Origin of the sequence: Paenibacillus sp. HW567 (genome assembly GCF_000374185.1) — a bacterium.
Taxonomy (GTDB): domain Bacteria; phylum Bacillota; class Bacilli; order Paenibacillales; family Paenibacillaceae; genus Paenibacillus_AQ.
Genome location: NZ_KB910518.1, coordinates 5,057,794 through 5,084,676, shown reverse-complemented (window position 1 = coordinate 5,084,676; position 26,883 = coordinate 5,057,794). Strand labels below are relative to the sequence as shown.

Sequence of the window (26,883 nt, the reverse complement as noted above, 5' to 3'; positions counted from 1 at the left end):
TTTAATACAAGAGGAGCCCTATTTATGCTTCGTACACAGCTTCGTATTTCAAGTACAACCAAGAACATGCTGCGGCGTATTCTGCCACTGCTGCTGATGCTTTGCATCACCGCCGCCCCGTTTGCGGCCGGAAGAGCCAGCGCCGCATCACCGGCGCCATCCCACATTGATGCTGTACTGCTGATTGATGTCAGCAACTCCATGAATAAGAGTGATAAGAATAAGATCGCGAATGAAGCGATGAAAATGTTCATAGATATGCTATCCGCGCAAGGAGATAAGGTCGGCATTGTTGCGTATACCGACAAGGTGCAGCGGGAGAAGGCGCTGCTGCAGATCGGCTCTGCGGGCGATAAGCAGGATTTGAAGGATTTCATTGACGGCCTTGACCGTGGGGCATATACGGACATTGCCGTCGGCATGGAAGAGGCCGTGAAGGTGCTGGAGAACGGAAGTGATAAGACCCATGAGCCGATGATTGTCATGCTGGCGGACGGCAACAATGACCTCAACGAAGCAAGCGGCCGCACCCAGAGCCAGTCCGATCAGGAACTGGACACTGCGGTGAACACCGCCAAGCAGAAGGGTTATCCGGTCTATACGATTGGGCTGAACGCCGACGGCAAGCTGAACAAGGAGATTCTGGCCGGGCTGTCAGACAAGACCGGCGGCAAGACCTTTGTAACAGATTCAGCGGATGATCTGCCGCAGATCCTCAGCGAGATTTTTGCCGCACACTTGAAGCTAAAGGTTGTACCTGTACAGTCTATTACGGCGAACGGAAGCTATCAGGACGTTACGGTCAATGTTCCCAACAGCAGTGTGCTGGAGGCTAATATTTCGATCATGTCCGCAAAGCCTGTTACCGCCAAGCTGACAGATCCTTCCGGCAAGGAAGTGACCATTCCATCAAGCAATGTCCTGCTCTCCAAATCCAGCACGTACAGCCTGATCAAGCTGCTGTCGCCGGCGCAGGGGAACTGGAAGCTTCAGGTGAAGGGCGTGCCGAAAGACAAGATTGATATCAATCTCGTATTTAACTATGATCTGGAGCTTAAGCTTGATGCTTTACCGTCCAAGACCTACAAGAAGGGCGATACTATAGACATCTCTTCACATCTGTTCAGCAATGGAACTCAGGTAACGCTCAGCAATTTGTATCAAGATATGAAGGCGGTGCTGCTGGCTACAGATATTGATACGGGGAAGGTGCAGGAGCTTCCGATGGATAACTCCGGCGCGGAGTTCAAGGGCTCCTTCAAGATTGAAGAGAGCCACAATTATGAGCTGAAGGTGCGTGCGGAGGAGAGCAGCTTTTACCGCGAGAGCGACGTGCTCAAGATCAATGCCAAGACGGGAGCGGTAGCCACAAGCCCGGCTTCGGGAACAAGCGGCACTGAGCCTGCGCTAGAGCAGCCTGCCTCCAATACGCTCTACTATATTATTGGCGGTATCGTGCTGGTGCTGGCGGCGGGTGTGGTACTGTGGCTGCTGCGCCAGAAATCGAACCGCGGCTTTGTAGGGCAAATGGTGGTGGAGGTGCTTGACGGCAACACCGGCGAGAAAACCTATCCGCAGTACAAGAAGCTCTCGGCTTTCCGGGGCAAGTTCACGCTTCATCAACTGCTGCAGCTCGCGCCGGAGCTGAAGGAAAGCGAGAAGCTTGTATTCACTCCAGGCAACGGTGACCGGCTGCTGCTGCGCAGCGGCGAAGGACTCTCGGTTGAGAAATCGGGACGTACTGCCGATACCTCGCGCGGCCTGGAGCTGAAGAACGGCGACCGTATTTCCGTGGCGCTGGCAACCGTTGATAAGACGATTCTATTGGAGTATTTGATATAAGGGGGAGCACTTATGAAACCGGTAGTAAGAGAGCATATTCAACAGCTCGACGTATCGCTAGGCGGAGGAATCGTCAGCGACAAGATCAGAGTAGATACCATTGACAACCCGATTCTCATCATCGGCCTTGGCGGCACGGGGATCGACGCCCTGCTGCGTCTGAAATACCAGATTAACCGCCGCTTCAAGCTGCCGGAAGACCCGCTGTCCAAGAAGAAACGGGACAAGCCGGACAACGTGGAATTTCTGGCGTTCGAGACAAATGAACAGGACCGCGGCAAAAAATACAAAGGCATCGGCCTCGACCCGCAGAATGAATTCGTGCTGCTGGCCAATGCCGAGATCGGCGGACTGCTGCAGAACCGCAGCATTCTTGACCCTTATATCACGGAATGGCTGTCGCCGGAGCTGAGCATTACGGATGGTATGAACGGAGCCGCCGGGGTGCGCCAGGCCGGACGTCTGCTGCTGTTCACGAAGATCAACCAGGTTGTCTCAGCTATCAACAAGAAGATTAAGACGCTGTCCGTCGGAACCAGCAAAAAGCTGATGGTGTTCCTGCTTACCGGCCTGTCGGGCGGAACGGGCAGCGGTGCTTTTCTGGATATCGCGTATATTGTGCGCGGGATTATTGAACGCGACTACGGCTCAGCCGGTATCGACCGCGTGAACACGCTCGGCTATTTGTTCACGCCGGATGTGAATCTGGCGAACAAGAGCCTCAGCGAGCACACCCGCGAATATATCCGCAAGAACGGGTACGCAGCGCTGAAAGAGCTGGATTACTGGATGAATGTGGACAGCCGGGGCGAGCGATTCCGCCAGCAGTACGGGAATATTCTGACTGTCAATTCGCCGCTGCCTCCGTTCAATCTGTGTCATCTGATCTCCGCAACCAATACCGAAGGCAAGCTGCTGGAGAGCGCCTATGACTACTGCATGAATGTGACGGCAGAGAACATCACGAACTTCATGGCCAGCGAGGAAAAGCAGTCCGGCGAGGAATTCGCCATCCATGACTATATCAGCAACATCCGCACCAACATTGCGCAGATGAACAAGACATATCCTGCCAATTATGAGTACAACATTATCGGCGCTTCGTCGGCAGTGCTGCCGATTGAAGAGATGACGACTTATCTGGCATTCCGCCTGTTCGACAAGATGGATAAGATGTTCCGGCAGGCGCCGGGGCAGGAGGATGTGGAGAAGCTGGCGCGCAAGCTCGGCATTGATCTTGACAGCATGATCAAGACCTTCGAAGCCCGTGTGCCGGAGCCGCTGCCCGGCTATGAGAACAGCGAGCGCCTGAACCACAGCAATGTCATCAAGCATCAGGTGGTGGACATGGATACGGAGCTGGAGCAGAACTTTCTGGCCCGTGCGCGTGAGGAATACATCAAGTCCAAGAAGCAATTGCCCGGTGAGATTACCGGACGCTTCGGCGAGGAGCTGGAGCGCATCTTCCTTCATCCCGAGCAGGGGCCATTCTATGTGTCGCGGCTGCTCTATACCGAGAAAGGCTTCTGCATTCTGAAGCTGATCCAGTCTTACATTGAAGCGCTGCGCGAGAGTCTGCTGCGTCTGCCGCGCGACATCGAGGCGGCGCAGGATAGTGCGCAGGAGAAGCTGGGCGATGCGCGGAGCGCTTTTGTGTCCAAAGAGAAGAAGAAGAATGCCTATATTGACGCCAAAATTAATGAGTACTGGCTGCATGCCGATGTGGAACGCACAGAGCAGATGATCGAATTCTATGAGGATCTGTATGAGCTGCTGAATGAAGAGAACAGCCGGATTTACGGCGTATTTACGGAGATTCTCAGCGCGCTCAGCACGATTTTCGAGAAGAACGGCGACATTCTGATCAATGGCGAGGAGCAGGCTGACCATAAAGGAAACAAAACCTACTACTGGAACATTGTCAATGTGCCGGATATTGCTTCCACCATCTCCAAGGTGATGGACCAGAAGGACGGCGATGACCTGATCCGTGACTTCACACGGGAGATGCTGAAGCATTCCGGGCGCTGGGTCAGAGAGCAGGAGATTGACATTGTACGCTCGATCTCCGAATTCCTGAGCGACAAGTTCGGCGATCTGATTACCCGTTCCATGGAGGAGTTCCTGATCATGAAATACGGCCGTGAGGAGCCGCTGGACAAGTTCGTGGAGCGGATTATCGCCGGACGGCTGGATGAGGATGCAGTGCCGATTTTCCACTTAAGCAACAGCTCCGGCAGTCTGCACTTCCCGTCCTGGGGTTTCGTCTCCGTGCCGGTCAAAGCGCCGGGCATCCTGAAGGGAATCCGCAATTACCAGAACAACGCGCTGGGCAAATCCCAGTTCACGGTTAAGGAGAGTCAGGTGAAGAACCGGATTTTCTGGCTCAACACGCGCAACGGGGTGCCGCTGTTCGTGTACACGCCGCTTCGCGTGTTCGAGGAGAATTATGAACGGACGATTCTGGACAAGGAAGGGATTGGCCGCCATCTGGTGATGACCGACAAGGATAACTGGACATACCTGCCGTCTCCGATTCCTGAGAAATCCTGGGGCGATACCTATGTCAACCCCCGTGTCCGTGAGTACAATGCCAGAGTGCGGGCGGATTTTGCCAGAGCGCTGGAGAGCGGGGTTATTGTCGAGAAGGGTGTTGACGAAAATACGAGCAGCCGGTTCTCGGTTGTCTTCACGAAGCTGTTCGATGTAGATAAAATGCTCAGCGGCTATGATCTGCAGCTCGGCATGCCGCGTCCAAATCTTGGGGAAGTGAAAAAAGCCGCCGATGAGCTGAAGGCGCTGCGGACGAACGGGCTGGAGCGAGAAGGAGTTAAGGACATTTTTGGCAGTATTAACATGGAGCTGGCCCAGGAAAATCTGATCCGTTCGCCGCAGCTAATTACGCGCGTCCGCGAGGAGCTGGCTAAATACGATGCCCTGGCTGCCAAGGCCACTGAGCTTGAGGGACTTCTGCATCAATACCTGGACGAAGACAAGTGGCTCGATCAGTTTATTGAGGCGCTGTACACCGATACCATTACCAAAAAAGGTGCGCTCTACGTCTATGACCGTGACGAGGACGAGGATGCCTGGGAGCCTTTTGCCAATTTAATGAAGGAACGCAGCTATGTGGAGTTTGCCGTCTACCGTCATTTCCGGGGGCTGGATGAGAAAAGCCGCAGCCTCCTGCTGCGCAAGGCGGCCCGCCGGGCCGGGGAAATGACCGCTGCCGAGGATGTTACTCCGCTGCTGTATAAGCTGGAAGGACTGTATGTCTCCTTCCTGGAAGCGCGCGACAGTCTGGAATATGAGCGGGTAGAGCATGCGGACGGCGATGAAATGTACAGCTTCTACAAGAGCTTGACCGGCAAGCTCGGCAGTATCCGCAGAAAGCTGAAGTAATCCGATGATCAAGGCACAGGCGTTACTTTATGCAGAACAATTTGCGGTGCAGGAAGAAGCGCAGCGCAGCAAGGGTGATGGCCGCAGCAGCATCCATTACCCGGCGCTGTTTCTGTTCCTTGGGGAGAAGGTGGCCCCGGCCATTGGCCCGGTGCTGGAGCGCTGCGAGCGGAAATGGGATAACGCCGGCGGGGTGATGGCGCTGCATGCTGCCCCTCTCACTGGAACAGGCCATGTTGGGGGCGATAGCGAGACTCAGGCTGGCCATGCTGGCGGCTTGAGCCGGGTCCAGTCCGAAGGCCGAAGAGAGCGGGTCATGGGCATGGACCTGCCGGCCACTGCGGGGCGTGATCCGCGTACGGTCCGTCAGGAGGTCTACCGCGAGTTTCATGAGGACAGCCGTTTTCTGGCCGGAATGAACCGGAGCCTGCGGCGGCTCGGCAACAGCATAGCGGATTACGGACGGCTGTATTCCTCCTTCGATGTGATCCATCTCTCCATCATTACGCGGGTCGATGACCCGCTAAATGTGCTGCTGCCGGAGGTTGCCCTGCTTGCCCGCGCCGTGCTCAGCCAGTCATTCAAGTCGGTGCAGACCGACCTGTATGCGCTGATCAATGAGCGTGAGCAGGGGGATAACTTCGGGTATTCCAGCTCGGTCGGGCTGGCTTTTCTGCGTGAGCTGGACGGGATGCAGCAGGCGGAGTATACCTTCAGCGCCCCGCTGCTGGTGACGGAGGATGGACTGTCCATTCCGGTGTCGCATGGTCCTTCCACGCTGTTCGATCTTGTCTATCTGCTCTCCGACAAAAACGAACGGGGCATGATGTCCGTTCACGGCATGGACGATAACTATGAGATTATCGCCCACATCAGCCTGCTTAAGAACCGTGTCCGTCCGGTTACCGATACGGCTACGGGACATGGCGGCTATAACAATATGACCTTCAAAAGCGGCATCCGGGGCAGCACCGGAAGACAGGGCTATGCCTCCGCCGGATTCTCGGCGGTGCGCAGACCCAACCGGCAAATCGCGCTGGCGGTGCTGTATCATGCTTTTCATTATTTGGCCGCCGAGCTGCAAGCGGGCGGGGGAATCAGTCTGCGCGAACGGCAGGCACTGCTTGGCCTTGCGCCGGAGTCTCTGCGTGACCGGGCGGCGTCCCTGCTGCCGGATGAAACGGGGCTTGCGGAGATGACCGGGCTGATGAGCCACGGCCGTCCCTCCTTTAACGAGCTGAAGCCGCTGTCGCTGCGCGAAGCGGAGGAGCTGCTCTTCGGTGACGGCGGGCAGGCGTATTTCCGCAGCAATTTCGCGGATGTATCCGCCAGGCGGGCTGCGGAGGTTCATCCTGCCCGCGAATGGGCCGCTGATCTTGCGGCCCAGGAGAATGCGGTTCCGCCGCTGACGTTCTACCAGCTCGCGGAATGGACCGCCGAGCAGACAGGCGGGGGAAGTGTGCTGCATGCGCTGCGCCAGCATATGGCCGGGCTGCGCTCAGCCATTCTCTCCGCCCAGGAGGAGCTGGAGCAGCTCTACGCGGAGAGTGTGGAGCGGCAGCCGTTCCAGCGTGTGCCGCTGCTGGACAAACGGACAGTGCGTAATTTCATTCATTATTTATTCGAGGCTGTATATGGCAGGAAATACGAGCTGCTGCGCCTGGAGAGCGAGCTGGCCTTGTGCCAGCGCTACGACGCGGCGCTGGAGCAACTGCACTCAGAGAGCAAGGCCAAAGTGCAGATGATGGAGGAGCTGGAACAGGAGCTTCAGAGCCTGGCACTTGCCGGCATCGGGCGCGCAAGCGGGACGGTGGACCAGAATATTATGGAGTACTACCGGACCGTTACGGAAGAGGTCATGCGGGATATAGCAACGCGGCGCGGCCCCGGCATCTTCTTCAGCGACCGCTTCCTGGGCAGCGCTTCGGAGCTGCTGCGGCAGGGCGGCGCGGCGGCAGTCGAACGCCTGATTGACCTGTGCCGCCGCGAGCTGCTGACGGCGGAGGCATTCGCGCTGCCCTTCGAGGAGGAGCTGCTGCGGCGCGCCAATGTTGCGGCTGCTTACGAGAACCGCGAAATCCTCTCCAAGGAGGAGCTGTTCAAGCGGCTCTACCGCAGCCTGGAGGAGGAGGCGAGCATCAACGTCCGCCTGCTCGAATACACACAGGAGCACCGCCATGAGGAGAAATATTTCTTCGGCGACAGCAATTCCGAATTCCTGCGCTACGCCCTCGGCGCGGATGAGACAACGCGCATCTACCGGCTCGGCTTCGTGCACGAGCAGCGCAGAAGCGGGGTCGAGAAGCTGAACCTGATGGGAGGCTTCCATCTGGAGGATCTGCTCTATTACCGCAACGGCAAGGTCTACTATGAGACCTATGCCGCCAGCGGCTACCGGCTGCACGGTGTAGCCGAGGAGCAGTTGCCGGAGCTGGGATAGCCAGGGCAGTTGCTGAAGCTGGGGTAGTCGCAGAGCAATTGTCGAAGTTGGGATAGCCAGGGAGTTGCCGGAGCTGGGGTAGCCAGAGCAAATGCAGGAGCTGGGGTAGCCGCAAAGCAGTTGCCGGAGCTCGAATGCCGCGGAAGCTTCAAGCGGCTGTGGCTTCCCGCTGCTGCGACTGCGGTCCCCGATTGCCGCAAGCCGGCATTCTGCTGCAAAAAGTACAATAGTAGTGAGATAACATTGCTGCAAAATTACGTTCTGCTGTGAAAAGTACAACAGAATGAGACAATATTACTGCAAGCCGGCGATCTGCTGTAAAAAGTACAATAGAATGAGATAATTTTGCTTCTCCCCAGCAATCTGCTGTATTTCGTGCAACAGATTTCGGCAGATTGCCGGGAATGTGGCTTTTATGATTTATTTTGCTGCAGGAAGTGCAATAGAATAGAAATAGATCGTCTTTTTTGGCCAATCTAGTGCACGAAATACAACAGTTTGACATTAAGGTTGCGTTCCGTGTTGCCGTGCTGCTGTTAACACCGAAGCCACCGTGCCACTGTGCCAAAGCCGTAACTGCATTATATGCAACTGCACAGGCTGATTTTGGCGTGGAATTGGCGGCTGGGAGCACCTGGGCTTTTCAAGTTCAGCCTGTTTGAGTTAAGGATGCTGAGTGGATTCGATGATCCATAGACCGCCATATCAGAACTGCATTCAGCGGGCAGCTTCCCGCCAAATATCGGACTTAAGGTAACCCGGCAGCCATCACAATGGACTGCTCGCGCTGAACCTGCTGCCTGCCTTGGCCGACATGGAAAGAAGAATGGGTCATAACCGGCTGTGTGCTTTGGATAATAGGCCCATTTCAAATAAATTTCTCCCGGAAAGGATGAATACCAATGCAGCGAAAAATTAATCTGCTCCTGCTTTGCTTCAGTCTGCTGGGCGGCGGTATTGCTTTTGTTCTTGGCGAGCTGCTGCTGGACCAAAGGCCTTATAATCTGCCGTCGATTGTGCTGGTAGGCATTTATTTTGCCATTGTGGCGCTTGGAGTCGGGCTTGGCTGCCTGCTGGCGGAGATGATCTCCCCGAAACTCAACGGCTGGTCGTGGAAGCAGCGTTATCTGGGGTGGTCCTGGAAGCTGCTGCCCTTGATGGTGGTACTGCTGTTCGCGGTTGGCACACTGATGGAGTTCGTATATGAGCTTAATTTCGGCGGGGCCAAACCGGTAAAAGATGTTGTTATGGTCATTGATGACTCCGGCAGCATGAGTCAGAGCGATCCGGGCAACAGCCGCTATACGGCTGCGGAAGCGCTGGTCCAGCGGATGGATGAAGATAATCAGGCGGCTGTGGTTACTTTTAATCATGATGCAACAGTGGTCCAGCCGCTGGTGTCGCTCTCAAGCTCTGCTAACCGCGAGAAGGTGCTGTCTGTAATCCGTAACCTGAAGACCACCGAAGGCGGCACCAATATCAGCGGAGCGCTTACGGAAGCTATGGGTGTAATTAACAGTGACAATAAATCCGGCCGGGGAGCAATGGTAATTCTGCTGTCTGACGGCTTCAGTGAATTTGATACTTCAAAGGAACTGGCGGATTATGTGAACCGTGGGATTGCTGTGAACACCATCGGCCTTGCACTGGATGATCCGTCGGGCTCCACTTTACTGCGGGATATCGCGGCCGCAACCGGCGGACAGTATTACGATGTAACGGATGCGAACCGTCTTGGCGATGTGTTCCAGCAAATTTATGACCGTCTTGGCGACCGCAGCTTGCTTACTGTGCGCAGCGATGCAACGGCGGATAGTCCGTATTATGCGGGAGTGCGGATTTTGGCGCTGCTGCTGGTCGGTACTGCGCTTGGCATCGGGCTGGGCATTGTCTTTGACAACCGCCATCTGGCCCGGAGCTTTGGTATCGGCGGCGCGGTCTCCGGCCTGTTCGCCGGACTGATTCTCGAATTTGGCCTGGACGGCCATTCCTTCGGGGACGCCATGATCCGTCTGCTTGCGCTGCTTGTGCTGGCGGCCATTATCTCCTTGTTTACTTTTGTTGTGCCGGTGGGAGAAGGGCGTCTTTCCCGCAAAAGAGGAAGAAAAGCAGACGTGTCGTCTTCCGATGGATTTCCGTCCCAGCGCAGAAACCGGGGCAGCCAAGGATTTTGAAGCTGGATGGCTGTGAAGCTGTGCGGCTGGAATTAAGGCCAAAATGAAAGTGAAGCAGAAAGCGAAAGGAGCATACAGTCATGAGGTACGCCGAGGTTGATCCTTCCACACCGGCAATTACGGAGGTAGTCTCTCGGGTGGAGGACCGGTTCTGTACGCTGCGGTGGCGCTGGCCGGACGGCGTGCAGGCGGTATGCATTCACAAAGCCTCCGCAGAGACGCCGGATAGCGGAGAACTTCCGCCTTCCGGCATGAAGCTCTATACCCGCGAGGAGTACAAAGCGAATAACGGATACCGTGACCGGCTGGATGACATCGGTTTGGTCGAGTATACAGTATATGCCCGGCTTGCCGATAACGGGGAGACGGTGCTGGTGCGGCAGCCTGATGGTGCGAACCGGACGCTCGTGAGCGCGGGCAAGGCACGGATTTATTATTCGGTCCAGCAGAAAAAAGGGCTGTTCGGCAAGCAAAAAACAGTACATATGACGATCACGGCTGAAGTGCCGGTATCGAAGGAGGTACTGTGTTATGTGAAGAAACGGGGCGGCCATCCGGCGTCCAAGGAGGATGGCGTGCTGTTTCCGTTCGTGCAGGATTTTGCCGCCGGACGCAATGTCCTGCCGCCGATTGAAATCGGCAAGGAGGATTCGGTACGGATCTTTTTCACCGACGGCCGCAAGTACGGATTATATTATGAGCTGGTGCCGGAGTGAGCGGTCATGGGACGATGCTGCGCCGGGTTGACGGGGAACCTTAACGGTGGGCGTGCCGACTGGTTTAGTTAATGCACGCTGCCTGCTGAGGAGCAAACGGACTTAACTGCACTTCATACAGCTAAAAGTGGCCTATTTATTCAAAACAAACCTTTAATTGTACTTTGTACACCTATATTTTGGAATTTACCCCAAATCAGCCGTTTTGCCCATACTTAGCTGCAACAAATACAGTTAAGTGGGCAGCGGCAGGCAGGAGCGTTAATATAGCTGTACAAAGTGCAGTTATAGCTATGCAGCGGGCTGAACGCAGGAACAGGGCGGTAGCAGGCCGCCAGAGGGTTCAGCACAAGTATGGATTCGCAGAAACGGATCTTCCGCAACACTTAGCGAATGCTTCCGAAGCGAGTTTTGCTCGAAGCAAATTCAAGGGAGCAGACGCTCACAAAACTTAAGCAGATGCTTCCGAGGCGAGTTTTGCTGCACAGCATTTTCGAAGAAGCGGATCTTCCGCAACACTTAGCGAATGCTTCCGAAGCGAGTTTTGTTCGAAGCAAATTCAAGGGAGCAGACGCTCACAAAACTTAAGCAGATGCTTTCGAAGCGAGTTTTGTTGCACAGTATTCCCGAAGAAGCGGATCTTCCGCAACACTTAGCGAATGCTTCCGAAGCGAGTTTTGTTCGAAGCAAATTCAAGGGAGCAGACGCTCACAAAACTTTCAGGAGGACAAGAGATGTCTTTTTTTAGCCGGTTTATGAAGAAGAATCAGGCGCAGCCACGGCCGCTTTTTTACGATATTGTCTGTCCGTACTGCTTCACCCGGTTCGGGCCTGACGATGTGGTCTTTCGGGCCATGCACAGCCGTGAGGATGATGAGAATTATGCGCTGGGCGAAGATGACGCGCTGAACAAATACCGGGAGCGCTTCGGCCTCGATACGGTTGACGATATGGAAGCCATACTGAATCCGGCGGATATTCCCGAGGAATACCACCATTATACGGATCACGTGCTGACCGGACTAACCGACCGCTACGGTGTGCTTACGCGCAGACGGCTCTGTCCGTCCTGCCATAACGAGCTGCCCGTGACTGCGGGCAAGGTTCCGAGCAACATTATCTCGATCATCGGCGCTTCCCAAGTCGGGAAGTCGGTGTACATGACCTCGCTGATTCATACGCTGCAGCATACAACGGCGGGGAATTTCGACGCGGCCTGCATGCCGCTGAATCCCGAGATCAGCCGCAAGTTCCGCACTCTGTACGAAGAGCCGCTGTTCGAGCGGGGGGATCTGCTGGCCTCGACGCAGAAGGAGAAGATGCAGGAGCCGTTTATTTTTCAATTCGTGTTCAAGGATGAGTCCAAGCCGCCGCTGACACTGGTGTTCTTCGATGTGGCCGGTGAGGGAATGGTGGATCAGGACTATCTAGGGCTGCACGGCCAGCATATCCAGAATTCCGCCGGAATCCTGTTCATGGTCGATCCGCTGCAGATCCGCTCGATCCGCGAGAAGATCCGCATTAATATCGGTGACCGCCCGGGCGAATGGGTGTCGCAATATGACGAGCCGCGCGATGTGGTGCTGACCCTGTTCGGCGATTTCATCGCCTACCAGGAGAAGAGCAAAACCGAGATTCCAACGGCGGTTGTGCTGGCCAAAAGCGATATGCTGCATTCGCTCAAGGATGAGGACGGCGATTATATCAAGTCCAACAGCAATGTGTTCAACAACTATGTGCACCGAAAAACGCTGAATCTGGACGAATTCCATAATATTAACGGCGAAATCCGCCGTTTTATCGAGAAGGTGGACCGTCCGTTCAAGGATACGATGGATGTGTATTTTGCGAACACGGGTTATTTTGCCGTATCAGCGCTGGGCAGCAATCCGGTGAATCAGCGGATAGAGGGTGTAGTCAGCCCGATCCGCGTGGACGAGCCATTCATCTGGCTGCTGCATAAGCTGAGCTATATTGAGGGGAGCGACGGGCCGTGAACAGATTTTCAGGGTCCAGGATTACCCAGCAGATGTACACCCGGGAACGCCGCGGCGTGTATCGGGGGACAGAAGGCTTCGATACTGTAGCGAAGTCGGAAAGTCTGGACAATAATTTTGTCAAAAAAATTCTGCATCCGTTCTGTCTTTATGATGCTCCGGCAGAGCTTACGGCGCGCGGCGAGAAGAATGAGGAGATGTACCCTGCTGCGCTGCACTTGTTCCATACGGAATCGGGCGAGACCGTGCTCGGACAGAGCCGCTTCCAGGCAGTGGATTTCACCGGGCAGCGGAGTGCTTTTTTTGCCCATAACTTTGTAGTGCCGCCACTTCGTTCAGAGGAGATTCTGGAGAGCTACCGGACCTATCTGCATGCTGATTTTGCTGAAAACTATACTGGAGAGCTGGGCGGAGCTCTGCCTGAGTTAGCGGATATCCCTACAGCCCAGAAGGAGCAGAACGCTGATCCGCAAAGCACCTTGCGCGCTCTCGGATTTACGGAAGACTTGTTCAAAGCGCTGCTGCAGGCAGTGATGTCTTCGGTGGCAGGCAAGAAAAAAATATATGTAGCCCTGGATGTACCGGTAACTGATTTGTCCCGGCGTGCAGTGGAACTGACAGAGGTTCTTTTCGCAGCCTTGCCTTACGATTTCCGCCGCAGATTAGGTGTGATTACCTACGCTAATGAGCCGAAAAGCCGCAAATATATCCATCTGACCTTTGTTGAAAAAGGCTCAATTCGCCCTGGCGACCGTAGTATTGAGAAGGATTTTGTGTTCGATCTGGCTTCGGGTCGGATTCTCAATACGGACTTTGGCGACTCGGGTCAGCCGTACGCCGAGCTGGCCTGGAAGACACTCCAGCAGACGGGACGCGGACTTGAGGATTTCGCCAGATTCGCTGACTCGCTGCTGACCGGTGAAAGCCTGGAACGCAAGCTGTCGCTCGCGGTGTACAACGAGCTGGCGGTGTTCTATGAGATTGAGCAGGGCAATGAGAGTCTGTACACAGAGAACAAGCAGGCAGTGCTGGGCGGATTGCTGTCCTACCTGAAGCCGGAGGGTGCGCTTGAGTCACGTGTGCGGCTGAACGATATGTTCCTGGAGCGCTTCGACCGCGAATACGATCTGATCCGCCAGCAGGGCATTCCGGTGTCGGAGATTCTGGAGCGGTTTGAGGAGTATTTTAGGCTGAGGGGCCACAATTACCGGGTCAAAATCGTCGATTATTTCATCAACGGGATGCTGAATGCCCAGGCTGCGGGCCGTGAGGATGCGCTGTCGGGGGCTTACGGCATTATCGAGAGCAATGATGAGTTAAGCGCGTCCTTCTTCAAAAGAGTGCTGGCACAGCCATACTTCCGCAAAGCGCTGCTGGAGCCTTATATGGAGCTTCGGCTGTCGTCGGCGGCAAAATCGGCTGAGGTTCTGCGGTTTGTGGCCCATTGGGGCAGATTTCTGCCGGAAGCGCTGCAGCAGTCTTTTGTCCGTGATACGGTGAAGGATTATCTGCTGGAGAAGCTGCGGCAGGAGAGTGATCCGGTGGCGGCGGTGGCCGCGATCCACGAGTCGGTAGACAAGGCCGAAAAAGAGCGCCGCAGAGGCAGCGGACTCTATCCTGAAGCTATGCTGCTGCTCGAGGAGCTGGAAACGGCGGCGGACCGCTTCCTGCTAAGCCGGGTGTCTTTGGACGAGCTGACACAGGAGCAGTTGCTGGAGATTTCTTTTTTGCGCTACCGGGAAATGGCTGATTGGCAGCCGCCCCTGGACTCAATCACCCGGCAAAAGATGGGCGCTCTCCGGGCCGCTTACCGCTGGTTCGGGGAGGAGAATCCGACTGAGGAGATATTTGCCGGACTGTCGCCGCGGGAGCTGGATGATGTGCAGCTCCTTGGACGGCGCTGGCTGAAGGAGTCGCGCAGCATCGAGCCATTCGAACGGCTGCCGCTGGCCTTTTATCACAGCAGTGACCGTAAGGACGGGCCGCTGGATTATGACACGCTTTTGGAGCTGGTGAAGCGCAAGGCGGGGAATGACAAAGAGACGGTGTACCGTTTCCTGGCCTGGTCACAGGGCAATCCGCTATTTTCTATATCGAATAAGAAGCTATGGCCGGGCTACCGGCGGGCGATTCTGAAATATTTTGTCAGCAGTGACCGCGAGGCGTTCAAGAACCGGGATTTCCGCAAAAGCTATGTCTCGGCCGCAGGTCCGGCACTGCAAAATGTCTATAACGAAGCACGCTCCCAGCTCGCTTCGCCGCTGGCGCGGTGGGTCAGCCGCAGCCGATTTCAAATCCTGATCTCCGGCTGTATCCTGGGTGTTCTGCTGATAGCCGCGATCATCACAATCAGCATGCTCCGGCCGGACAGTTCGGACACTGCCCTGCCGGCGAACAGCGCGCTGCCAAGCGCCACGAACGGGGCCGGCGGGCTGCCTCCCGCCACCGTCCGGCTTGGCAGCGGGGCAAACTCCAGCAGCCTGGTGTTCACCTTCGCTGCTGTCGCCGACTGCTCCGCCTTCCATCCGGCGGAGATCAGCGTGGTGTCCTCCGGCGATGTGACGGAGGACTACACGGTCGAGGCGACGACCGGCAGTTGCCTCGTCGCCTCGCCGGAGGCGGCTGCTGGCGAGGCAGCCGCTGACCCTGGCGGCGCGTCTGCGAGCGCGCCTGCCGGGGGTGACGGCGCTGCCGCAGGAGCGGGCGCCGGGTCTAAGGGAGGCGCGAAAGCCAGCGCGCCCGCGGGGGATGGTGCGGATGCGGCTGCATCCGCAGGTGCTGACGGCGCGAACGAAGGCGCCGTGAACCAAGAGGCCGCGGGCGGGAACGCCGGCGCGGCCACGCCTTCCCCTGCGGCGGGTGACACCGCGCAGGGAAGCCCGGGAGCCTCGGGAGCGGTGCCGGAGGCATCCGCATACGAGGTGACCGTGCAACTGGAGGCCGGCGCGAAGCTGGCCTCGGGCGACGTGATCAAGGCAGGGGAGTATACACTGACCCTGCAGCCGGCATTGGGGGCTGTCACAGACAGCACCCCAAGTGCTGGGGCGGAGGCCTCTCCAGCCGCCGAACCTTCGCCTACGGCGAGTCCAAGTCCGGGCAAGAAGGCCAAATAAAGCACAGCAGCTTAGGTTAAGCCTGTGCACATGATCCTGAACCGCAACGATACGCTGATATATAGAAGGCGTATTGTGCGGTTCAGGATTTTTTTAGTTACTTGTCCTCCTGACCCAAGACCACGGCTTACACAGGCTTCAAGTACCGGGCCGCGAACCATAGCTCCGACCCACTCCAAGCCCCTTGCCCAAACGCCAGTAACAAATTAGAGCACTAATGGAATTTCTCCCGCTAATTCTAGTAACAACGAATATATTAAGAAATTAAGTGGTAAAAAGTATACTAATCCAGCCTATTCCGGCCTCAAGTAGGGGAGAAGCGATGTTTTAGTGATACTGTTCCACCTATTGTCCCCCTTGAGGAGCATCCGTTCTAAATCTGCGGCTTAGGATGGAGCCTTTGTGGTTTGGGGAGAGAGGGATTCGTTGTATCCATCCTCCTGTTCCTTGTGGACCGTACGGCCCTTATTTTCCCGAAAGGATACATTTGCCCGAGCTAGCGGACCGTAAAGTCCTTATCGCCTCTTCGGCAGGTATATTTGGGGTAAATGTCCGCTCATAACGGCGCTGGAGTCCGTTCACTTGCAGAAAAAGGACTTCCAGTAGTAATAAGAGCTGCTCGGTCCGTCCCAACGGGCAGACTCATCCGATCAGGAGATGATGCTGACCGCTGGCATTAGGAGGAAACCGCTGAACAGTCTGCAAATCACCAAATGAAGCAGCAAGTGGCCATGAACGAATCACCGCACGAAAGTAGCCAGCTACCCATGAACTAACGCCGCATGCCGCAGGCAGTTCCAAATGCACTAGTTACCGCCGTAGCACAATTGCCCATCCACTAACCACCTTGCGCAGCAGCCAACCACCTAACCACCACACACATTAGCCAGCCCACCTAACCACTAACCACCTTACGCAGTAGCCAGCTACCAATCCACTAACCACCACACGCATTAGCCAACCACCCATGAACTAACCACCAAACGCAGCAGCCAACCACCTAACCACCACACACATTAGCCAGCCCACCTAACCACTAACCACCTTACGCAGCAGCCAGCCACCTAACCACCACACACATTAGCCAGCCACCCATCCACTAACCACCAAACGCAGCAGCCAACCACCAATACACTAACCACCACACGCAGTAGCCCCCCCCCATCCACTAACCACCTTACGCAGCAGCTAACTCCCTATCCGTTAACTATCTTACTGCCCGGCCCGCAGCGGATGGAATAGCTTTTCTATAGACATACACGGAAATACTGGATATGATTAAGAATATTAAATTTTAATAAGCTATTGAAAAAGGTGCGGGTTCTATTTGTGAAAACAGTAGAATCAGCTTAAAAGGGAAGGCCGGTGCAAGTCCGGCGCGGTCCCGCCACTGTAAATGCGGAGCGGCTCTTAGAGCGGCCACTGTCCGGGTGAAGGATGGGAAGGCCAAGAGCCGCGATGAGGCATAAGCCAGGAGACCTGCCTTTTTCTTAACTGTTTCAATTCTTCGTGGGGTGAGAATGGGGAACATTGCAGATGGACTGCGTCCGGAGCTTGAGCACCGCAGCCTTAATTTGTATCTTCCCGGGCCGCCCTTCACGAGGGCGGTCTTTTAATGTTGCGGCAGTTTTTTTCTGCTGCGCGGTGCAATCCATTTCATAGAAAAGAGGTTGAAAATGAAGACAATTTTATCTGCCAAGTCCTTTATGCTTGGCCTGGTCTTATTGCTGGTGCTTTCGATTACAGGGAACGCTGTTGTCCCGGCGGGAGAGGCTTTTGCCGCAGCAGAGTCCTCCCAAGCTACGGGAGTTAGCAGTGTTACGGAAGCCGTATATGCAGCAGATGCTTCTGCAACTAAGGAATCCTTAGCTGTAGCTGGTGCGGCGGCATCTGGTGGAGAGGTTACTGTCTCGCAAGCTACATATACGGCTGCCGAGTATATTCTGGGCGGCGATGTGACATCCGAATGGCAGGCCATCGGTCTGGCCCAGGCGGGTTACCGTGTGCCGGAGAGCTATGCTCAGGCGCTCGCGCAGACGGTGCAGGCGGAAGGGGACAGCTTCCCGTACGTTACGGACTATGCGCGGATCGCGCTTGCAGTGCGGGCGATTGGCGGCGACCCGGCGAATTTTGCCGGCTATAATCTGCTGGAGCGCATCTATAACAGCGACAAAATCAGCGGTCAGACGCTGAATGCTCCGGTATACGCGCTGCTTGCGCTGGATTCGGGCAGCTATACACCTCCAGCCGATGCCAAATGGAATCAGGCAAAATTGCTGAGCGAAATTCTGTCCAAGCAGAACAGCGACGGCGGCTTTGCACTGTCGCCGGGAGCGAGTACCCCGGATATGACGGCAATGACGCTGACGGCTCTGGCCGCGCATAAAAATGATCCCGCTGCACTGACAGCAGGGCAGAAAGCTGTAGCTTGGCTGTCTGCCAAGCAGGACAGCAACGGCGGCTATGGCGACAGCAGCGAAAGCGTGGCCCAAGCCATTATCGGCCTGTCTTCTTACGGTGCGGACCCTGCCGGTGCAGAGTTTACCAAGAATGGGACGGAGCTTGTTGGCCGGCTGCTAAGCTTCCGTCTTGCAAGTGGGGCCTTTGCCCATGCACAGGGCGGCAGCGCTAACGAGAAGGCTACCGAGCAGGCCTTTCAGGCGCTGGTGGCTTATAACCTGTTCAGCGGAGGCAAGAACGGCAAGCTGTACGACTTTTCCACTCCGGTGGTGCCGAATCCGCTAGTCTTTGTACCGCTGGTGATCGAAGGACCGGAAGGAACACTGGGCGAAGGCAAAGCCTATGCCAGCAATGCCCTCGACGCGCTTGAGCAGGTAGCTTTGGCGAAGGGGCTCAAGCTTACGAATCCTTCCGGCAGTTATGTTACAGGCATCGGCGGCATTTCAGCCGGAACCTATGGCGGCTATGACGGCTGGATGTACGCGGTATCCCGCGGCGGCGAATGGGTGAATCCAGATGTCGGAATGAAAGACTTCAAGCTGAAGGACTCAGACCGGCTGCTGGTCTATTATGCAGGCAGCGATACACAGTTGGTAGATAAGGTTACCCTTTCCAAGGCACAGCCAAGAGAAGGGGAAGCTTTTTCCGTCAATGTTACCAAAAAAACATGGGTATGGGACAACGACACCTCCACCTCCAGTCCGGTAACGGCAAATGCCGCCGGTGTGCAGGTAACGATTGGGAACAAGGCAGTAACCACGGACAAGGACGGCAAGGCTGTTTTTGCAGAGGGGCTTCCGGAGGGAGATTACACACTGAGTGTGACCGGCTACATTCCGGGGAATGCTCCGAGTGTCGCCAAATATTCGCAAGACTTAAAGGTTACCGCACGAAATGTAACAGCCACTCTGTCGGTTGAAGGACCGCAAGGTCCGGTTATTGACGGTACACTGAAGGCGTACACTGCGCTGGAAGCATTGAAGAATCTTGCTGCATCCGGCAATATTCCATTGAAGATTACGGAGTCCTCTTTTGGCAGCTATGTATCAGGGATTAATGGAATAGAGAGCGGAAAGTACAACGGCTATTGGAGCTTTGCAGTACAGCGCGGCGGCGAATGGATTTACCCGTCTGTCGGGATGGGTGATTTTGTCCTGGAAGCCTCTGACCGGGTGCTGGTCTATTATGCCGGCGGGGATACCCAGGTGGTCAATACGGTGCAGGTTGCTCCAGCGCAGCCCAAGCCGGGAGAAGCTTTTACTGTTACAGTTACGCAAAAAAAATGGGTGTGGAATAACACAACATTCAGCAATGATCCGGTGACTTCCCCGGCAGCAGGGGTACAGGTAACGATTGGCGGCACAACTGTAACTACGGATGGTCAAGGTACAGCTAGCTTTAAGGATGGTCTGGCCGCCAAAATATACACGCTTGCGGTGACCGGCTATGTTCCGGACAGCACGCCGAAGATTGCCCGTTATACGCAATCCCTCAAAGTAGCCCAGACCAATGTCACAGCCTACCTATCCATTGAAGGACCGCAGGGTCCGGTCGCAAGCGGCGCACTGGATGCGTACAACGCGTTTGATGCATTGCAGCAGTTGACCACGTCCGGCAATATTCCGCTGAAGTTTACGGAATCCTCCTTTGGCATCTTTGTATCGGGCATTGACGGAATAGAGAATGGAACCTATGGCAAGCAAGCTTATTGGAGTTTTGCAGTCTCTCGCGGCGGGGAGTGGATCTATCCCGAGGTGGGGCTGAATGATTTTGTATTGCAGCAGTCTGACCATGTACTGGTTTACTACACAGGTGACAACACCAATGTTGTGAATTCGCTCAAGGTTGCTCCAGCCCAGCCGAAGTCTGGTGAAAAGATCACCGTTACGGTTGAGCAAAAAAAATGGGTATTTAATGAAAACACGTTTACCTCTGACCCGGTGATTACACCGGCAGCGGGAGTACAAGTAACCATTGGCGGCACAACCGCAACTACAGATAAGCAAGGCATAGCAACCTTTGAAAAAGGTGTGCCCGCGGGTGCATATACGCTCGCCGTAACCGGATATATTGCGGACAGTACGCCGAGCATTGCCCGTTATACGCAGCCGCTCACAGTAACCGATCCGGTAGTGGTGCCTCAGCCGGCAGCGGCAACGATTTCGGTTATTGGCGACAGCGCCAAGGGAACGATTCTGTCCAGCACTCAAGTAGTCCTGAATGCTGGCGAGACGGCATACAGCCTGCTGGTCCGCCAATTGGGGAGCAGAGTGGCAAGCACAACCTCCGGCGGAAGCCCCTATGTCACTTCAATCGACGGCCTGAAGGAGTTCGACCGGGGGCCAAACAGTGGATGGAAGTACTCTGTAAATGGCATAGAGCCAGGCTACAGTGCCGGCGACTACAAATTAAGCAATGGCGATGCCCTGGTCTGGTTCTACACGATAGATTACACGGTTGACCCAGCCGCAGGCGGCCTTCCGGGAAGCATTGGAACCGTAGATATTACGGCAGACAACACTCTTCCGCTGAATCAGGTGGGGCAGACAACAGCCGTTACGAACGGCAGCACTCCAATGACGGCGGCAGAAGCAGCGGCGCTGGGTCAGAAATTAAGCGCGAACACTGCTGTCTTCGAGCAGGAGGTAACTCCGGGTTCGGCAGCCACCCTGAAGGATGGCGGCGGCGAAGTAGGGCTGCTGGTTCCGGCCGGGGCGGTATCCGGTACGGTGAAGATCAGCATGCGGGAAACAAGCTCCAGCCGCAAGGAGCTGGTGTCCGGATTGTATACGTTCGGCCCGGATGGCACGAAGTTCGTGAAGCCGGTTGATTTGTCCGTTACTGTGCCAGTAGCGGTGTACAACCCTGCTAATCTGGCCTTGGCTTGGCTGAATCCGGCTACAGGAGACTGGATTCCGGTTCCTTCCGTACTGGATGTCAAGACTGGAGTCATTACCGGTAAGATCAGCCATTTCACGGATTATGCCGTGGTTGACCGCAGCAAGTGGGAGCCGCAGCAGGAGAAGCTCAAGACTGATATTGCAGCTACTGCCAAGGGAGTTGCAGCCAACGCAGAGCTTAGCGATTGGCAGGCGGTGGGTCTGGCCCGTTCCGGGAATATAGTGCCTGCGGCTTACCTTGCTGGAGTGAAGGCACAGCTAGCGGACAGCAACGGACAGTTCCGCAAGGTTACAGATTATGAGCGTCTGGTGCTGGGCCTTGCGGCTGCGGGTGCAGATCCGCAGAAGTTCGGCGGCTACAACCTGATTGAGAAAATCTACAACAACAGCAATATGTTGAACCAGGGCAGCAACGGCCTGATTTTTGCCCTGATTGCGCTGGACAGCGGGAACTACAATGTGCCGTCTGGTGCGCAGTGGACCAAAGAGCGGCTGATCGAGTCTCTTCTGGCCATGCAAAGCAAGGAAGGCGGCTTCCCGCTGACGGCAGGCGGAGCCGCTGATCCGGATATTACTGCAATGGCAGTTACTGCGCTTTCGTCTCACACGAACCAGACGGCGGCAGCAGCGGCAATGAACCAAGCGATCACCTGGCTGTCGCAGCAGCAGCAGGAAGACGGCGGCTACAAGCAGGCTGGTGTAGAGAACAGCGAGAGCACGGCGCAGGTCATCATTGCTTTGAGCGCAGCGGGTATCGGTCCGAATGATTCTAGGTTTGTAAAAGCCAAAGGCGGACTGCTCAGCCATCTGGCTTCCTTCCGCCAGGCGGACGGCGGATATGCCCACACGGCGGGTCAACCCGCGAACAGTGTGGCTACGGAGCAGGCTTTGCTTGCACTGACCGCCTATGAGCGTTATTTAACAGGAGAAGCCAAGCTGTTCAGCATTTCACCGTCTGGTGTATCTGCCGGCGCAGTCTTTGCCGATGAGAGCCGGATTTCAGCCTGGGCGCTGGATGCGGTGCGCAAGGCCTACGATAAGAAGCTGATGGAAGGCGTCAGCGCGGACAGTCTGATTTTTGCGCCGAAGCAGAAAATTACCCGCGCGGAATTTGCCGCCCTGCTGCTGAGACTTACCGGCAATGAACCGGCCGCGGCGGGTACAGCTTCGGTATTCAGCGACGTGAAGCCCGGCGCATGGTATTATGGAGTAGTGGCCAAAGCGAAGGCGCTGGGCATTGTTGATGGGGTTACGGGCACAACCTTTAACCCTGGCGGGACCATTTCCCGCCAGGATATGGCGGTTATGATATCCAGAGCGTTCAAGCTGGAGAGTGCAGCCTCAGGAGCAGCGGCTAAATCCAGTAAGTTCTCGGATGAAGGCCGGATCAGCAGCTATGCTGTATCTGCTGTCCGTTCCGTAACGGAGCAGGGCTACATGACCGGCTTCGGCGGAGCCTTTGATCCCGCAGCGGCTGTGACCCGGGAGATGGCTGCGGTTGTAGCTGTAAGATTGCCTTAATTTACAAGATCAGCACATAATATAATGTTAAAAGAAACGGAACGGGGAAGCAGGCTGACTGCCCCCGTTCCTTTCCCTTTTTTATCGGAGGTGTCCTTATTCATGTCAAAGATCATCCAGCGATGGCTGTCCGCTCCGCTGCTGCTTCTGGCCGCCGCGCTGCTGCTCGGCGGCTGCGCTTCCGGCTCCGGCGGGGAGCAGCGCCCCGCCGCCAACGTGGCTGCGGTGCAGAGCCCGCAGCCCACAAGCACAGCGTCCCCGGCACCCGGGGACGCTGCAGGCAGCCCCGTGCCTTCCGCCACAGCGGACGGCACGGCTGCTTCACTGCCCGGCGGCGAAGCATCCGCCGGGACGCCTGCCCGGGCGGCTGCTTCTGCGCCGCCCGCTTCCGCCGTAACGGAGCAGGCTCCCGTTACGGGCGGGACTGCCGCGCCTGAGGCATCTGGCGCGGCAACAACGGGCGCGGCCTCCGCAAGCGCGGCGCCCGCCACAGCCGCCGCGGCGAAGCCGTCCGCCGCGACGCAGCCGAAGGCAACGTCCAAGGCCGCTGCCTCGGCAAGCCCTACAGCGGCTCCGAAGCCTTTGGCCGCTCCAACAGCAGCTCCGGCAAAGCCTGCCGAAGCTGTCAACACCGTCACGCTCTCTATTGCCGGAGACAGCGAGCACGGGACGATTTTACCGGCAGCCGCCGTTGAAATCCGTAAGGGGGAGAGTGTGCTTGACCTGCTGAAGCGCATCACCCGCAGCCAAAAAATCCAAATGGAATACAAGGGAGTCAAAAGCTTCGCTTATGTAGAGGGAATTGACAATCTGTATGAATTTGACCACGGCCCGGAGAGCGGCTGGATCTACAAGGTCAACGGCAAAGTCCCGGGCAAAGGCGCGGGCAGCTATACGCTGAACCCCGGCGATACTGTCGAATGGCTGTATACGCTTGATCTCGGCAAGGATGTGGGGGCTGACGTTCAATGAACAGCGGCTTCCGCTCCATGCATCCTTCGGTAGCGCTGGTGTATTACGCAGGACTGCTGCTGTTCGCCGTTCTGGTGTTTCATCCGCTTTTCCTGGCAACGGAGATTGCCGGGCTGGCGGTCCTGCTGCTATTGCAGGGACAGGGGCGTCAGCTTCTGCGCAGCCTGCCTTTTTATCTGCTGATGGCCGGCTCGGTGACTGTGCTGAATCCGTTATTCTCACACCGGGGCGCGCATATCCTGTTTTATTTTATGGATCAGCCGATTACGCTGGAGGCCGTTTTGTACGGGCTGATGATGGCGGCTGTGCTGCTGACCCTCTTTATCCTGTTTATCTCCTACAACTACACGGTGACGGCGGATAAATTCATGTACCTGTTCGCAGCGGCTGCGCCCCGGACGACACTGCTGACGCTGATGGCGCTGCGGTTTGTGCCCTTGTTTCAGCGGCGGCTGCGGCAGATTACCCTGATTCAGCGGACCCGGGGAGTAGACATTCGTACAGGCGGTCTGCGCAAAAGAATGAAAGACGGCATGACGCTGCTCAAAGTACTGCTCACCTGGTCGCTGGAGGAGGCGCTGCAAACGGCTGATTCCATGAAAGCGCGCGGCTATGGCGTCCGTAAACGCAGCGTATATGGAGCTTACAGGCTGGACCTGCTGGATAAAACCGTATTGCTGCTGCTGGCGGTCAGCGGACTAATTCCGCTGTTGTTCTGGATGCAGGGCTATGGATTGCTGGAAATTTATCCGCGTATGAAGCCGCTGCATTTGGGCTGGGGCGATGGCGCAATGTATGCAAGCTTCTGCTTGTTCGTGCTGACGCCGCCGGCTCTGGAAGGAAAGGAGAAATGGTTATGGAGATCCTCGCGGCGGAACGTTTATCCTTCAGCTATCCCGGGGAAGACAGAGACTCGCTTCATGAGCTCTCATTTACGGTAGAGGAAGGCGAGTTTGTTGTGCTCTGCGGCCCATCCGGCTGCGGCAAAACAACGCTCCTCCGCCATCTGAAGCGCGAGCTAACGCCAGTGGGCAAGGTTAGCGGGACTATTGCGTACAAGGGCCAGCCTTTGGCGGATCTGCCCGCCGACCTTGCTGCCGGAGAGATTGGAATGGTGTTCCAGAACCCTGACGCGCAGATCGTAATGGATACCGTATGGCATGAGCTGGCCTTTTCCATGGAAAATATGGGCTTTCCGCCCGCCGTCATGCGCAGCAGGCTTGCCGAGATCAGCGGCCTGTTCGGGCTGGAGCCGCTGCTCTACAAACCGGTGCATGAGCTGTCCGGCGGGCAAAAGCAACTGCTCAACCTGGCCTCCGTCCTGCTGCTTCAGCCGAAGCTGCTGCTGCTGGACGAGCCGACCTCGCAGCTTGATCCGGTCGCGGCGCGGGAGTTCATCCAGACGCTGCACCGGCTGAATGAGGAAATGTCCGTGACGGTGATCATCAGCGAGCACCGTCTGGAAGAGGTCCTGCCGCTGGCGGACCGGGTGCTGCTGCTGGAAGAAGGCGGGCTGCGCTTCCAGGGGCCGCCCCGCGATTTGGTGCGCGAGGCCGGCAAGGAGCCGCAGTCTGCGCACCAGGCGTATTTGCCAACCGCCTCGCGCCTGTACCTTGCGCTTGCGACGGATCTTGTGCCGGATGTTGTGTCCGCCCCCCTGGAGACCACTCCCCTGACCGTGCGGGAAGGGAAGCGCTGGCTGCACTCTGTGGCCGGGAGGGCAAGCGCGGCTGGCTTCACCCGAAAGCCACAGCCTCCTGTTTCTTTGAATACTGCGTCAACAGCTTCGCAGCCCGCCATAGATTGTCACGGCTCCGTTCCAGCAGCCTCATCCGAGCCGCTGCTAAGCTGCCGGGAGGTTACCTTCCGCTACGAAAAGGACGGAGCGGAGGTTCTGAAGAAGCTGTCGCTATCGCTATACCGGGGAGAACTGCTGGCGGTTATGGGTGGAAACGGCGCGGGGAAATCCACCCTGCTGCATGTTCTGAACGGGCTGCTTAAGCCCCAGCGCGGCAAAGTAGCGCTGGCCAAAGGCATCGCAACCGGATTCCTGGCCCAGAACCCGCTGCTCTATTTCAGCTACGACACGGTTCAGGAGGAGCTGCGGCACATGGCGGAGTATGCCGGATTGTCCAAGGAGGACGCCGGGCAGGAAATTGCCAAGCTGGTGGAGAGCTTTCAATTGCAGGACATTCTGGCAAGCCATCCCCAGGATATCAGCGGCGGACAGCAGCAGAAGCTGGCGCTTGCGATGGTAATGCTGCTCGCCCCCGGCATTCTGCTGCTGGATGAGCCGACCAAGGGTCTCGACCCCGGAGCCAAAGAAAGGCTGGCCGCTCTGCTCCAGCATTTGCGCGGGCAGGGGGTCAGCATCATTCTTGTGACGCATGATATCGAGTTTGCGGCGAGATATGCCTCCCGCTGCGCTATGCTGTTTGACGGCGGCATCACGTCGGAGGGGACTCCGGCGGAATTTTTCAGCAGCAACTATTTCTATACGACAGTGGTCAACCGGATGGTGCGGGACCTGCTGCCGCAAGCCTTGACGATAGAGGATGTGATGAATACATGGCCCGCTTTCGCTTCCCGCTGCTGATTGCTATAGGTTTGTTTGTGGCTGGCCTGGCGCTCACGGCAGCGCTGAAAGACCGCCATTATATGCTGCTTAGTCTGGTGCTGCTGATCGTGACGCTGCTGCCGCTGTTCATCCGTCTGGAGCGGCGTCCGCTTGAATCGCGGGAGCTGGTGCTGCTGGCGGTGCTGTCCGCTCTCGCGGCGGTCAGCCGGATTCCTTTTGCCGCCTTGCCCAGTGTGAAGCCTGTTTCTGCCATTGTGATACTTTCGGCTTATGTCTTCGGGGCGGAGGCGGGCTTCATTATCGGAGCGGTAGCTGCCCTAGTGTCGAATATCTATTTCGGACAGGGTCCCTGGACACCCTGGCAAATGTTCGCCTGGGGCATGGTGGGTCTGACTGCCGGCTGGCTGCGGAATACCTGGTGGATGAAAAAAAGGGGCGGAATGCTTCTGTTCGGCTTCGTCTGGGGTTTTCTGTTCGGCTGGATCATGAATATCTGGTATCTGATCAGTCTGCCCGATGCGTTCAGTTGGGGACTTGTGGCTGCCGCCTATGCTTCGAGCTTTTATCTGGATCTGGCGCATGCCCTGTCCAATGTCTTTTTCCTGTCAATTCTGGCCGGAGGCTGGACCAAAGTCCTGATGCGGTTCCGTAAAAAGTACGGGCTGCTGCAGGAGTGAGATCACTGTTTTACTGTATTCCCATCCTTTTATTTCTACTTTTTTAGTCAATAAGTCACAAAATATACTATGATTTTATCTTTTTCGACAT

At 56.4% G+C, this 26,883-nt stretch carries 12 protein-coding genes and 1 riboswitch; all 12 genes read left to right on the top strand.

Annotation, left to right across the window (positions count from 1 at the left end; all coding sequences use genetic code 11):
- Window positions 1-66: 66 nt before the first annotated feature.
- A complete protein-coding gene (locus B212_RS0122510) occupies window positions 67-1,842 on the top strand; it encodes a vWA domain-containing protein (protein WP_028531000.1) in 1,776 nt (591 codons plus the stop codon).
- A 12-nt stretch (window positions 1,843-1,854) separates the two neighbouring features.
- A complete protein-coding gene (locus tag B212_RS0122505; protein ID WP_019913387.1) occupies window positions 1,855-5,244 on the top strand; it encodes a tubulin-like doman-containing protein in 3,390 nt (1,129 codons plus the stop codon).
- 4 nt (window positions 5,245-5,248) lie between these two features.
- On the top strand, window positions 5,249-7,684 hold the full coding sequence (locus tag B212_RS0122500) for a hypothetical protein (protein ID WP_019913386.1): 2,436 nt from the start codon (window positions 5,249-5,251) through the stop codon (window positions 7,682-7,684).
- 902 nt (window positions 7,685-8,586) lie between these two features.
- Entirely contained in the window at window positions 8,587-9,858 is a 1,272-nt protein-coding gene (locus tag B212_RS0122495; RefSeq protein ID WP_019913385.1) for a vWA domain-containing protein, read from the top strand.
- A gap of 80 nt (window positions 9,859-9,938) precedes the next feature.
- A complete protein-coding gene (locus B212_RS0122490) occupies window positions 9,939-10,574 on the top strand; it encodes a hypothetical protein (RefSeq protein WP_019913384.1) in 636 nt (211 codons plus the stop codon).
- Window positions 10,575-11,308: 734 nt separating this feature from the next.
- Entirely contained in the window at window positions 11,309-12,571 is a 1,263-nt protein-coding gene (locus tag B212_RS0122480) for a hypothetical protein (protein WP_019913382.1), read from the top strand.
- Window positions 12,568-15,684, top strand: coding sequence for a GAP1-N2 domain-containing protein (locus tag B212_RS32240; protein ID WP_019913381.1), 3,117 nt, complete (start codon window positions 12,568-12,570; stop codon window positions 15,682-15,684). Before B212_RS0122480 ends, B212_RS32240 begins: the two co-directional genes overlap by 4 nt.
- A gap of 1,295 nt (window positions 15,685-16,979) precedes the next feature.
- Window positions 16,980-17,185, top strand: a riboswitch (cobalamin riboswitch).
- Window positions 17,186-17,360: 175 nt separating this feature from the next.
- Complete coding sequence (locus B212_RS32235) at window positions 17,361-22,565, top strand: DUF4430 domain-containing protein (RefSeq protein ID WP_019913380.1); 5,205 nt, start codon at window positions 17,361-17,363, stop codon at window positions 22,563-22,565.
- Window positions 22,566-22,667: 102 nt separating this feature from the next.
- Window positions 22,668-23,537, top strand: a complete 870-nt coding sequence (locus tag B212_RS34015; protein WP_084673337.1) for a DUF4430 domain-containing protein — start codon at window positions 22,668-22,670, stop codon at window positions 23,535-23,537.
- Entirely contained in the window at window positions 23,534-24,478 is a 945-nt protein-coding gene (locus B212_RS32225) for an energy-coupling factor transporter transmembrane component T (protein ID WP_019913376.1), read from the top strand. The genes B212_RS34015 and B212_RS32225 overlap by 4 nt, the downstream gene beginning before the upstream one ends.
- Entirely contained in the window at window positions 24,394-26,133 is a 1,740-nt protein-coding gene (locus tag B212_RS0122450; protein WP_019913375.1) for an ABC transporter ATP-binding protein, read from the top strand. Before B212_RS32225 ends, B212_RS0122450 begins: the two co-directional genes overlap by 85 nt.
- On the top strand, window positions 26,106-26,792 hold the full coding sequence (locus tag B212_RS0122445) for an ECF transporter S component (protein ID WP_019913374.1): 687 nt from the start codon (window positions 26,106-26,108) through the stop codon (window positions 26,790-26,792). The genes B212_RS0122450 and B212_RS0122445 overlap by 28 nt, the downstream gene beginning before the upstream one ends.
- Window positions 26,793-26,883: the final 91 nt, after the last annotated feature.